General features: G+C 46.0%; 12 protein-coding genes. 10 read left to right on the plus strand and 2 right to left on the minus strand.

Going from position 1 to position 12,688, the window contains the following annotated elements; genetic code table 11:
- Positions 1–21: 21 nt before the first annotated feature.
- The 10 genes from clpX (at position 22) to B4H10_RS02870 (ending at position 10,290) form a co-directional block, all read left to right on the plus strand.
- On the plus strand, positions 22–1,248 hold the full coding sequence (clpX, locus tag B4H10_RS02825) for an ATP-dependent Clp protease ATP-binding subunit ClpX (protein ID WP_059076931.1): 1,227 nt from the start codon (positions 22–24) through the stop codon (positions 1,246–1,248).
- A gap of 115 nt (positions 1,249–1,363) precedes the next feature.
- Positions 1,364–3,676: an endopeptidase La gene (gene lon / locus B4H10_RS02830; protein WP_170087462.1), complete on the plus strand. Its 2,313-nt coding sequence runs from the start codon at positions 1,364–1,366 to the stop codon at positions 3,674–3,676.
- The gene (yihA, locus tag B4H10_RS02835; protein WP_059076932.1) at positions 3,676–4,308 is read left to right on the plus strand and encodes a ribosome biogenesis GTP-binding protein YihA/YsxC; all 633 of its coding nucleotides are present in this window, start codon (positions 3,676–3,678) and stop codon (positions 4,306–4,308) included. Before lon ends, yihA begins: the two co-directional genes overlap by 1 nt.
- A gap of 144 nt (positions 4,309–4,452) precedes the next feature.
- Complete coding sequence (trxA, locus tag B4H10_RS02840) at positions 4,453–4,776, plus strand: thioredoxin (RefSeq protein ID WP_070807759.1); 324 nt, start codon at positions 4,453–4,455, stop codon at positions 4,774–4,776.
- A gap of 79 nt (positions 4,777–4,855) precedes the next feature.
- A complete protein-coding gene (locus B4H10_RS02845; protein WP_059076933.1) occupies positions 4,856–5,785 on the plus strand; it encodes a glycosyltransferase family 2 protein in 930 nt (309 codons plus the stop codon).
- A gap of 30 nt (positions 5,786–5,815) precedes the next feature.
- Positions 5,816–6,574, plus strand: coding sequence for an NlpC/P60 family protein (locus B4H10_RS02850; RefSeq protein WP_059076934.1), 759 nt, complete (start codon positions 5,816–5,818; stop codon positions 6,572–6,574).
- A gap of 116 nt (positions 6,575–6,690) precedes the next feature.
- Positions 6,691–9,291 (plus strand): alanine--tRNA ligase, encoded by a 2,601-nt coding sequence (alaS, locus tag B4H10_RS02855; RefSeq protein ID WP_172793350.1) that lies wholly within the window; start codon positions 6,691–6,693, stop codon positions 9,289–9,291.
- A gap of 34 nt (positions 9,292–9,325) precedes the next feature.
- Positions 9,326–9,586, plus strand: coding sequence for an IreB family regulatory phosphoprotein (locus B4H10_RS02860; protein WP_059076936.1), 261 nt, complete (start codon positions 9,326–9,328; stop codon positions 9,584–9,586).
- Between the two features lie 7 nt (positions 9,587–9,593).
- The gene (gene ruvX, locus B4H10_RS02865; RefSeq protein WP_059076937.1) at positions 9,594–10,010 is read left to right on the plus strand and encodes a Holliday junction resolvase RuvX; all 417 of its coding nucleotides are present in this window, start codon (positions 9,594–9,596) and stop codon (positions 10,008–10,010) included.
- Between the two features lies 1 nt (position 10,011).
- A complete protein-coding gene (locus B4H10_RS02870) occupies positions 10,012–10,290 on the plus strand; it encodes a DUF1292 domain-containing protein (protein ID WP_113855000.1) in 279 nt (92 codons plus the stop codon).
- A 104-nt stretch (positions 10,291–10,394) separates the two neighbouring features.
- Here the strand turns inward: B4H10_RS02870 and B4H10_RS02875 are convergent, their stop codons facing one another.
- Both B4H10_RS02875 and B4H10_RS02880 read right to left on the minus strand, forming a co-directional pair.
- Positions 10,395–11,855 (minus strand): [FeFe] hydrogenase, group A, encoded by a 1,461-nt coding sequence (locus B4H10_RS02875; protein WP_059076939.1) that lies wholly within the window; start codon positions 11,853–11,855, stop codon positions 10,395–10,397.
- Positions 11,856–12,112: 257 nt separating this feature from the next.
- Positions 12,113–12,688: MATE family efflux transporter (locus B4H10_RS02880; protein WP_292018131.1), on the minus strand; the 576-nt coding region annotated here is incomplete at its 5' end.

Consider the following 12,688-nt stretch of genomic DNA (forward strand, 5'->3'; position numbering starts at 1 on the left):
TGGCTGCTATAGGAGGAATACGTGGATAGAGACAGAACAGATGAACCGAGATGCAGTTTCTGTGGCCGTACCCAGAATGAAGTCCAGAAACTGATATCTGGTCCAGGCGTATATATTTGTGATGAATGTATTAATGTCGCGCAGCATATTCTGGAGGAAGAAACAAAGGAAGAATCTCCGGAGTTTCAATTGAAGGAACTGCCGACGCCTCATGAAATCAAGAAAACCCTTGATGAGTATGTCATCGGGCAGGACGCAGCGAAAAAGACATTGTCTGTCGCAGTATATAACCACTATAAACGGCTTCAGTCGAATGATGTCGATGATGATGTGGAATTACAGAAGTCCAACATCATCATGGTCGGGCCTACAGGCAGTGGCAAAACATTGCTGGCACAGACTCTGGCCCGTCTTCTGGAAGTGCCCTTTGCCATAGCTGATGCGACAAGCCTCACCGAAGCCGGTTATGTCGGTGAAGATGTTGAAAACTGCCTGCTCAAGCTGATTCAGGCAGCAGATTATGACATTGCAAAAGCCGAACGGGGTATCATATATATCGATGAAATAGATAAGATTGCCCGTAAATCGGAAAACCCGTCTATTACCCGTGATGTATCCGGTGAAGGAGTACAGCAGGCATTGCTGAAGATACTGGAAGGAACCGTTGCCGGTGTCCCGCCTCAGGGAGGACGTAAACATCCGCATCAGGAAATGTTGCAGATCGATACGACGAATATTCTCTTCATATGCGGAGGGGCTTTCGATGGTATTGATAAGACTATCCTCAACCGTACATCAGATAAAAACATGGGGTTTGGCGCAGAAATCCATTCTAAAAATGAAAAATCCATGGAAACATTGCTGAAAGAAATTATTCCGGCAGATTTGCAGAAGTTCGGGCTGATTCCCGAATTAGTCGGCCGTCTTCCCATTCTGGTTACATTAGACCCGCTTGATGAAGATGCCATGGTACACATTCTCACAGAACCTAAAAATGCGCTTGTCAAGCAATATCAAAAGATGCTGGAAATGGATCATGTCGCTCTGACATTTAAAGATGATGCTCTGCGGGCTATTGCTAAAGAAGCAATGCGCCGTAATACAGGTGCCCGTGGGCTGCGTTCCATTATTGAACGTATCATGCTCAATGTCATGTTTGATGTGCCTAGCCGTAAGGATGTCCGTGAGTGCATTGTCACGGCTGACTGCGTTACAAGCGGCGCAGAACCTAAGCTCATAACAGCATAGGAAACAGATATGTTTAGTTGATAACACTCATTTCTTCCTTGCAGGGAATGAGTGTTATTTTTCCATTTTAAGAATACCAAAATAGTGAATATTTGTAAGCGAGAAGGTGAGTATTATGGACAATTCGATTTTAACCTTGCCGTTTGTCCCGCTCCGGGGCATTGTAGTTTTTCCTAAATTGCTCAGTAATATAGATATTGGCAGAGAAAAATCACTGGCTGCTGTCGATTATGCAATGGAACACGACCGGTTGATGATCGTTTCGGCGCAGTTGGATGAGGATGAAGAAAACCCCGGCTTTGATGGGATTTATCAGATTGGTACGCTGGTGAAAATTCAGCAGCTTCTCCGTCTTCCCGGTGGTATTGTACGCATCCTGGCAGATGGCATATCCCGCGTTGAAATACGGGGATATGCGGATAAAAAAAACTATACGGAAGTGGCGGCTGTAAAAATACAAGATGAATATACCGGATCCAATGAAAATGAGGCACTACGCCGTCTGATGCTGCATCGATTTACGGACTGGCTCGACAATTTAAAAGGTAATGACGAGCTGAAAGAGAAAGCAGAAGCCATACAGGATGCCGGAACTCTGGCCGATTTTATAGCGGCTCAGCTTCCACTTCGGCTGATTGCGCGTCAGCAGATGCTGGAAATCTACGATGTCAGCCAGCGTATGCGCCGTGTATGCGGGCTTCTTGATACGGAAGTCGATATTGCCAGCCTTGAGTCAAAACTCAATATGGAAGTCCGTGGCAAAATGGACCAGCAGCAGAAAGAATATTATCTCCGTGAGAAAATTAAAGCGATCCACAAAGAACTTGGGGACAAATACGATAAGGATACGGAAGTAGAAGAATTGCGGGAAAAAATCCGCAAGATGAAACTGAATAAAGAAATCGAAGATGTCATGCTGAAAGAAGTAGACCGCCTCGATTCAATGCCGCCGATGATGGCGGAATCTGCCATCATCCGTTCCTATCTTGACTGGATGATGGAACTGCCCTGGAAAAAGGAAACAAAAGACCGCCTGGATCTTAGTCTGGCTCAGCAGATTCTGGACGAAGATCATTATGGACTTACGAAGATAAAAGACCGGATCATCGAATATCTTGCTGTCCGTCAACTGACAAAAAGTCTTAAAGGCCCCATCCTTTGTTTTGTAGGACCTCCCGGAACAGGTAAAACGAGCATCGCCCGGTCTATCGCCCGGTCCATGAACCGCAAGTATGTCCGTATTTCTCTCGGCGGCGTACGTGATGAAGCAGAAATACGCGGTCATCGCCGTACGTATATCGGGGCTCTTCCGGGACGTATCATCGCCGGCATGAAACAAGCAGGAACGAAAAATCCGGTGTTCCTGCTTGATGAAATTGATAAAATGACATCGGATATGCGCGGTGATCCGTCATCGGCTCTGCTGGAAGTCTTGGATCCGGAACAAAATAATACTTTCAGCGACCATTTTATCGAAGTGCCTTTTGATCTTTCTAAAGTCCTCTGGATTACGACGGCCAATGTCATCAGTGATATTCCCCGGCCATTGCTGGATCGCATGGAGGTCATTGAATTTACCAGTTATACAGAGGAAGAAAAATTACAGATTGCCAAACGCTATCTGGTACCGAAACAGCTGAAGGAAAATGGTCTCCAGCCGGGACAGGCCAAGTTCAGCGATGCCGTACTGCGCCATATTATCCAGGATTATACCCGTGAATCAGGGGTACGTACGCTGGAAAAGACGATTGGTACAGTCTGCCGCAAAGTAGGTAAGTCCCTGCTCCTGGAAGAAGATAAGCCGCTCACTGTAACGGTACGGAACCTCGAAAAAATTCTTGGCCCGGCCAAATTCCTCCCGACAGAAGTCTGCAAGACTGATGAAGTCGGCCGCGTAACCGGTATGGCCTGGACACAGGTAGGGGGAGAAGTCCTGGAAACAGAAGCGGCAGCAGTCAAGGGAAAGGGCAGCCTTCTTTTGACAGGTCAGCTGGGTGATGTCATGAAAGAATCAGCAGAAGCCGGCATGACGTATATCCGCAGCCGGGCAGACGAATTGGGACTGGCCCCTGACTTCTATGCTACGACAGACATTCACATTCACCTGCCGGAAGGAGCTGTTCCCAAGGACGGACCGTCAGCGGGTATCACTATGGCTACGGCTATCGCTTCAGCACTTACGGGACGCAAGGTACATCATGATCTTGCCATGACTGGTGAAATCACATTGCGCGGGACGGTACTTCCCGTAGGAGGTATAAAGGAAAAAGTAATTGCAGCCCATCGGGCGGGCATTCATAAGATCCTTTTGCCGGAAGAAAACAAACGTGATATGGCCGATGTCCCCCAGACTGTCAAGAAGGACGTGCAGTTCGTTTTTGTTCATCATATGGATGAAGTGCTCAGTCAGGCACTGGTGACGCCATAATGGACCATGGCAGCCTGCAGATCATACGCCCGGCTTATAAATCATCGGCTGTACGGGCGGATCAGTATCCCCAGGGAAATATTCCGGAAATTGCCTTTTTAGGCCGATCTAATGTGGGGAAATCCAGTCTGATCAATTCATTGTGCCAGCACCGCGGCCTTGCGCGGGTGAGCGGCGCTCCCGGTAAGACACAGACCATCAATTATTTTCAGGTACTCCTTCAGGAAAAAACAGAGGAGGAGGAAACGCGCCGGCAACTTTACTTTGTCGATCTTCCCGGATACGGATATGCCCGTACTGGTGGCAGGAACCGGCAGTTGTGGAGTCATTTTATCGGCGAATATATTACATCCTCACCTAACCTTCACCTGCTCTTCCTGCTTGTCGATCTGCGCCATCCGGACCTTCCTATTGACAGGGAGGCCTATACATGGCTGGCCGATAACGAAGTTCCTCTGCAGATCATAGCAACGAAAGCGGATAAACTGAAGAAAAACGAACGGGTTCGCAATCTGGCACAGATACAGAAACTGTTCCCGACGGCTTTCCCGCCCATTGCGTATTCTTCGCTGAAACAGGAAGGGCGCAATGACGTACTGCATACTATCTATGAAGCCGTTACAGATGACTGATTAACACGAAAGACCGGATATCATTCAGACAAGATGAAAGATATCCGGCCTTTTGTCATCCTGTCTCATACGGGCTGGAAAGAAACACTGCTTTCTGCTATAATGAGAGTGGTTTTGTATAGCGTTTTATAGGAGGGACCTTTTATGGCCATTGTTTCACTCGACAATGAGTCGGCATTTACCTTGCGTGTCCTGCACAAAAAGGGAGTCGTAATCGTCGATTTCTGGGCGCCCTGGTGCGAGCCCTGCAAAATGATACGTGCTGAGATACAGCGGGCTGCTGAAGCTTTTGAAAATCAAGTGGAAGTGGTACGGGTCAATGTGGATGCATTTCACAGCCTGGCAGAAAAATACGATATTATGGCGATTCCGACATTGCTTTTCTTTAAAGATGGCAAACCCGTCAAACGGATAATCGGATATGCGTCAGAAGATGAAATCAGAAAATTTTTGGCAACACTCGTCTGAAAACGACCCCTGTTTTGACAGTAAAAACGTTAGGATGGTATAATTAAGAGTGAGCTTATTTAATTTAGAAGAAAAAAAAATGTTATCTGTTGTCGTTCCCGTATTCAATGAACAGTTAAATATTGAAAAGTTTTATGAAGAGGCGACAAAAGCAATACAAAACCTGGATATGGATTATGAACTTATTTTTGTCGATGATGGGTCCAAAGATACGACGCCCCTTATTCTCAGCCGGCTGACCGAACAAGATGATCATGTCCGTGCGCTGATACTGGCACGGAATTTTGGGCATCAGCTCGCTATTACGTGCGGTATGGATTATGCCCAGGGGGATGCTATCATTACTATGGATGGTGATATGCAGCATCCGCCAGCCATGATTCCTGATCTGGTGCAGAAATGGCGGGAAGGATTCGACGTTGTTCAGACCGTGCGCAAGGGAACCGATGATGCCGGGTTTTTAAAGCGGCTGACATCTAAGTGGTATTATATTCTGCTGAACGCTCTTTCTCCCGTCCATATTACTCCTGGCGGATCAGATTTCCGTCTCATCGACCGGAGAGTGCTGAACACGTTCCGGCTGTTTCGTGAACATGACCGGTTTATCCGGGGCATGATGGGGGATATCGGTTATAAGCAGACTACCATTGATTTCGTCGCTCCCCGCCGTTTTGCGGGAAAATCGAAATTCTCCGGCCGCAAAATGCTGCATTTTGCTCTGGACGGTATTACTGCTTTTTCAAAGACACCTCTTCGTATTTCCTTTTATGCCGGTCTTTTGAGCGGTCTGCTGAGTATTGTCATGATTGTTCATGCTCTGTACAGTCATCTGACGGGAACAGCAGCTCCGGGATGGACAACTACGACGATTATGGTTTGTCTCGTAGGCGGATTGCAACTTATTTTTTTAGGTGTCATTGGCGAATATATCGGACGTATCTTCGAAGAAGTCAAGCAGCGTCCTTTATACTGGCTGCGGGCTGAGTTAGGACATAAGAAGCGGCCTTAAAGAAATGGCGTTATTTTGAGAGGTGTTTATATGAGGCATATGGTACATCGTTTACTAGTATTCACGCTACTTTTTTCGGCAGTTATTCTGCCTGCCGGTGCATATAACATAGGTGACCGGGGTGTGCAGGTCCTGAAGATACAGAAACAGCTTGTGAAATACGGATACCCCATTGGCACAGACGGCATTTATGGAAATGAAACGGCCCGGGCAGTACAACGATTTCAGGCAGATAAAGGACTGGATATGGATGGCATTGTCGATAGTAAGACCTACAAGAAGCTTTTAGGTTCATCGATGCCAAAAAGCGAGGCTAAACGGGCTGAAAAGGCAAAGTCAGAAACGGTTGCCATGAAAACGAAATATCCGAGCAATCGGAATTATAAAGAGTATTCCAAAATCAAAAAGTTTACAAGTCATGATGTAGTGGGAGACCGCTTAGTATCGACGGCCAATAAATATGTAGGTGTGCCATATGTTTTTGGAGGAAACACACCGAGCGGATTCGATTGCTCAGGGTTTACACGGTATGTTTTTTCACATAATGGTATCCATCTGCCTCGTATGGCTGATGAACAATACCGTATCGGTTCGACTGTATCACGAAGCGAACTGATTCCTGGCGATCTCGTTTTCTTTTCGACGTATGAGCCAGGTGCCTCTCATGCAGGTATTTATGTCGGCGATAATCAGTTTATCAGTGCTACGAGCAGTGGCGGCATCCGCATTGACAGTATGGATAGCAGCTATTGGGCTTCACGTTATGTGGGAGCCAGACGAGTACGCTGAAAATAAATCTACTAGCTCTTTTATGGCAAAAAGGTTGCCCAACGGGAAGTAAAAAGCGTATAATCTGAGTCATACCAAAAGCTAAGACTGAGGGAGTGTTTGAAATTATGAAGTATATGACGGGAAATGAAATCCGTAAAGCCTATCTGGAATTTTTCAAAAGTAAACAGCATCTGATTTTGCACAGTTTTCCCCTGATCCCGGAAAACGACCCGAGCCTGTTGCTCATTGGTGCTGGTATGGCCCCGTTAAAACCGTATTTTACAGGTAAACTCGTACCGCCTTCTTACCGAGTTACGACGAGTCAGAAATGTATCCGTACAGATGATATAGATAATGTAGGCCGCACTGCCCGCCATCATACGTTTTTTGAAATGCTCGGCAACTTTTCCTTTGGCGACTACTTCAAGAAGGAAGCTATTTCCTGGGCCTGGGAATTTCTCACGAAGGTTATCGAACTGGACCCGGATAAGTTGTATGTAACTATTTATCCGGACGATAAAGAAGCGTATGATTATTGGCATAATATGATTGGCCTGGCTGATGAACGCATTTTCAAATTTGACGATAATTTCTGGGAAATCGGTGAAGGTCCCTGTGGTCCGGACAGTGAAATTTTCTATGACCTTGGTCCGGAACGGGGCTGTGGCAAACCGACCTGTACTGTAGGCTGTGATTGCGACCGGTATCTGGAAATTTGGAATCTTGTCTTTACCCAGTATAATCGTACAAAAGATGGGAAATATGAACCGCTGGCCAAGAAAAATATTGATACAGGCTGTGGACTGGAACGTCTGGCTTCCGTCATCCAGCAGAAAGAATCGAATTTTGAAACCGATCTGATATTCCCTATTATCGAAAAAGTCATTGCAATCAGTGGTGGTGATTATTCCCAGCCTGATCAGAAAATGGCCATGAAAGTCATTGCTGACCATATCCGGGCTATTACGGTGATGATCAGTGATGGCATCCTGCCGAGCAATGAAGGGCGTGGCTATGTACTTCGCCGTATTCTCCGCCGGGCAGTCCGTTACGGCCGGCTCCTGGGAATTGACCATCTGTTCCTCAGCTCTCTCGTCGATACGGTTATAGATATCCTCGGCGTAGAGTATCCGGAACTTAAACAATATGAAAGCCTTATTAAAAGAGTCATCGATACGGAAGAACGCCAGTTCAGCGCTACTCTGGCACAGGGACTGGACTTGTTGCATCAGATGATGGAAGAAGCTAATGACACGAAAATCCTTGCGGGCAGTGAAGTGTTTAAACTTTACGACACGTTTGGCTTCCCTGTTGAATTAACGGAAGAAATTGCTGCAGAAAAAGGATATACGCTCGACATGGAAGGCTTTAAAAAAGCCATGAAAGAACAGCAGGAACGTGCCCGTGCTGCCCGTACGAAAGTATCAGCAAAGGTAGCCGTACCGGATACGACAAAACTTGATCAGGATACTCTGATAAATGATGCGGAAGCCGTAAACGGACATATTGTCATGATTGGCCGGGAAGGGGTAGAAGTGCAGCAGGCCGGGGATGGAGAAGAAGTTACGATTATTCTTGATTCTAATCCGTTCCATGCTGAAGGAGGAGGCCAGCTCGGCGATACGGGGATATTAAAAGCCCCGGAAGGATCGGTGCGCGTAACAGATGCCAAGGCATTGCCTAATGGCCTGGTATATCTTATCGCATCGGTAGCAGAAGGTCAGATCCAGACTGGCGATGCCGTAGATATCACTGTAGATAAAGCACGGAACCTGGCAATTGCCCGTAATCATACGGCGACGCACCTGCTCCAGGCTGCACTGCGAAAGGTTCTGGGGAATCATGTCAATCAGGCTGGCTCGCTGGTAACGCCGGAACATCTGCGTTTTGATTTCACAAACTTCTCCCCCGTTTCAGCAGAAGAACTGGAAAAAGTAGAAGCACTGGTCAATGAAGAAATATTGAAAAATGTACCGGTTACTATTGAAGAAATGGCCTTGCAAGAAGCAAAAGAAAAAGGTGCCATGGCATTATTTGGCGAAAAGTATGGGAATCGGGTACGTGTCGTTTCAGTCGGTGATTTCAGCTGTGAATTGTGTGGTGGATCCCATGTAACCAACACGGCTGTCATCGGCTCCTTCCGGATTCTTTCTGAAACAGGTACAGGAACAGGAGTACGCCGCATAGAAGCCGTTACGGGGGCAGCAGCTCTTGAAAAAGCCAAAACCGATGAAGCAGTCATCCGCAATCTGGCGGCTTTATTGAAAGTCAAGGCTGACGATGTAGCAGTAAAAGTAGGTCATCTCCTGGGGCAGCTTAAAGACACGGAAAAAGAATTGCAGCAACTTAAAAAAGATGCTGCCCTTTCCAACCTCGATGCGATTTTGGCCAGCCGGGAAGAAATAGAAGGCATTCCTGTCATTGCGGCAGCTGCCCAGGCCGATTCGATGGATAGTCTGCGTGAACTGGCAGATACAGTACTGGCTAAGTCGGGTCATGGCGTAGTTCTCCTGGCTTCCGTAGCGGATGGCAAAGTGCAGTTTGTCTGCAAAGTAGATAAAGGCGATACGAAAAAGGGCCTTCATGCTGGAAAAATCATTAAGGCGGCAGCCCAGGCTGCTGGCGGAAATGGCGGTGGCCGCCCTGATATGGCACAAGCTGGCGGTAAACAGCCTGAACAGGTTGATGCGGCACTTCAGGCAGGTAAAGACATGGTCAAGAATCTACTGGGATGATGTCCTGCCATCATAAATAAAGGATGTGACAAACATGGCAATTAGTGATGAAACGATGATCGTAAAAAACAGAAATGAGGAACAGACCGTTGCTTCCATGATTTTGGAAGACGTGTACCACGCTCTGGAAGAGAAAGGGTATAATCCTATTAATCAGATTGTTGGATATCTCCTTTCTGGCGATCCCACGTACATTACGAGTCATAATAATGCTCGCAGTAATATACGCCGTATTGAACGGGATGAATTGATTGAAGAATTAGTTCGTTCTTATGTAAAACAGCGTAATTTATAGGAGGCATATGAGAATTTTAGGCCTGGATGTAGGCTCGCGCACTATTGGTGTTGCTTGCAGCGATCCCTTATTGCTGACAGCACAAGGGATGGAGACAATAAGGCGGCAATCGCAAAAAAAAGATTTTGCCCGTCTGAAAGAAATTATTAAAGAAAAAGATGTACATCGCGTCGTCGTCGGCAAGCCGCGGCATATGAATGGCGATTACAGCGAAAACATGGAGAAGATTGAACAATTTGTCTCAGAATTGAAAAAAGTGCTCCCCGAAATGGAATTTGTTTACTGGGATGAACGCCTGACAACCGTCATGGCGACACAGGTACTGATGGAAGGAAATGTGCGCCGGGAAAAGCGGAAACAATTCGTTGATAAGATGGCGGCAGTTCTGATTTTACAAAATTATTTAGATGCTCAGGGAGGATAATATGGCAGAAGACATGTTGGAAGAAGTCGAAGTGATTACTGTAACAGGTGATGACGGACAAGAAGAGTATTACTCAGTGGATGTGACAATTCCCTATGCGGGCAAGGAGTTTGCCGTACTCGTCCCGTATAGTGAAGAAGAAGATAGTCCTGCTGAAGGCGATGCCATCATAGCACGCCTTGATGAAGAAGACGGAGAAACAGTGTATGTGGCTCCGACAGATGAAGAATTTGAAGCAGTACTCCATGCATACGACAAGTTAGTCGAAGACGAACCGTAACGATGATAAAAAAGCTGTGCATGCTAGTCCCTGCCGGACTAGCATGCACAGCTTTTTGCACCTTTTGCTTTTATGTATTTTGTTTATATTTGGAATATACAAAATCAGACGGCATTATTCGTATGAGGTTTGAAGCGTGTTGATGACGGATTCGTTTCAGGCGTCAGATTTTTCATTTCGCCAAGATCATCACTGCGGTCAGTAAAATAGGTGTGAAGCATCATTTCAGCCCGTTCAGAAAGTGGTTCTCCAAGGAATTGTTTGTACAAATCCTGAATTTCCGGATTTTCCCAGCTGGCTTTATATGTCGCATCCACATCGCTTTGATAGAGAGAATCCATTCGTGCCTGTTGCACTTTCTTCACTTGCGGCAATTTAACTTTCGGCTGTCCGCCACCACCTATGCAGCCGCCAGGGCAGGCCATGACTTCGATAAAAGAATAGTTTTCAAAGTCTTCCGCGGCGATGAGTTCATCCAAAAATTTACGGGCATTGCCCAATCCGCTGATGGCAGCGACATGGATGACAAAATGACCAAAAACAACGGAAGCTTTTTTTACACCATCCAGACCACGTACCGGTTCGAAAGGAATAAAATCATCAGGAGCCTTACGACCGGTAAAGAAATAATATGCCGTACGAATGGCTGCTTCCATGACGCCGCCACTGTTACCAAAAATACGGCCACCACCAGTTGATTCACCAAAAACTTTGTCAAAATCACTATCGGCGATGCCAGTGAAGTCCAATCCTTCTTCCTGAATCCATTGAGCCAGTTCACGGGTTGTGATTGAAATATCCGTGTCCCGCAGTTCAGGGATATTCCAGAAATCTGCCGACGCATTCAATTCCGGACGGCGTATTTCAGCTTTTTTAGCTGTACAGGGTGCTACATCTACAATGACGACCTTTTTAGGATCGAGGTTGTTGTTTTTAACGAACCAGGTCTTCATAGCGGCACTCATGATGCTGATAGGACTCTTGGTCGAAGACAGATGAGGAATGAGATCCGGGTAAAATGTTTCCAGGAACTCAACCCAGGCAGGGCAGCAGCTGGTAAACTGAGGAATAGGAATTTCTTCTGACTGAAGCCGGTGTAGTAATTCCATGGCTTCTTCCATGATGGTCATATCAGCACCAAAGTCTGTATCGAAAACATAATCAGCACCAAGCGCACGCAGGGCACCTACCATTTTTCCCTGTACAAATGCACCAGGTTCCATGCCAAAAGCTTCACCGAGACCGACGCGGACGGCAGGAGCCGTCTGGAACATGACAATCTTGTCGGGGTCTTTGATAGCAGCTTTCACCTTATCCAGATCAGATACTTCTGTGATGGCACCGAAGGGACATACGGCGGCACATTGCCCGCAATGGACGCAAATGGGCATATCTCCTGTGCTTTCCAGGTTATAATAATCCATGACAGTCTGTGTGTTTGCGCACGTGCGGCGGCATAATGTACAATTTTTGCACTTACTTTCGTCAAATTGTACAGAACAATTGTGTTCATCAATAGGGACACGGCGCTGCGTTTCCTTGAATCTGCTTTGAAATGTAGGCATTTTTCTCTCCTTATTGAATGAGTATAACTTATTGATAATTAAATGATTTTTTTCACAATCTATTACATATAGGATAATACAAAATACCACATTTTTCCATTATTTTTTAGTATTAGTTTTAAGAAATTTTACATCTTATCTATTCGTTTTGCACATAGTAAATTATTATAAAAATTTACGACATTCATTTTTTTAATACTAATTTGAAAATAATAAGGATTAAAACTGGGTATTTCATAGGATTAAAAATAAATTGATTATGAAATTAAATATTCACTGTCTTTTAAATTGGATATAATGTAAAAGTAACAACCAGCTGTGAAGAAACATGCGGCAACCCAACAGATAGGACTGGCGCAGCAAATACCCCAATATCCCCAGGAGTTGGCAAGGAGATAAGCGGCGCCACCGCGAAGACTGAGTTCGATGATACTGCTTGTGAGTGGGACGGCTGATATTCCCATACCCTGAACGGCATTGCGATAGACAAAAATTTGTCCCAGGAAAAAATAAAATGGAACACTCATAGTGATATAGAGCCAGGCCTGCTGCAACAAAATTGCATCGTGCTCACTAGTAAAAATACTTAATATGTCCTGGCCGCCCAGATACATAGTCGTCGCTGCCAGCCCACAGAAAGCCAGTGATACGAGCGAACACTGACGCACTCCCTGACGAATACGGTTATATTTCCTGGCACCATAATTTTGGGCAGAATACACTGCCATTGCAATACCAAAAGAAACCATGGGCTGTAATGCTAACTGCTCTATCCGTGTAGCGGAGACAAAGCCGGCAATCGTTTCTGAACCGAATGTATTGCAGACCGACGT

Source organism: Megasphaera sp. UBA4382, assembly GCF_002391155.1.
Lineage (GTDB): Bacteria > Bacillota > Negativicutes > Veillonellales > Megasphaeraceae > Megasphaera > Megasphaera hexanoica.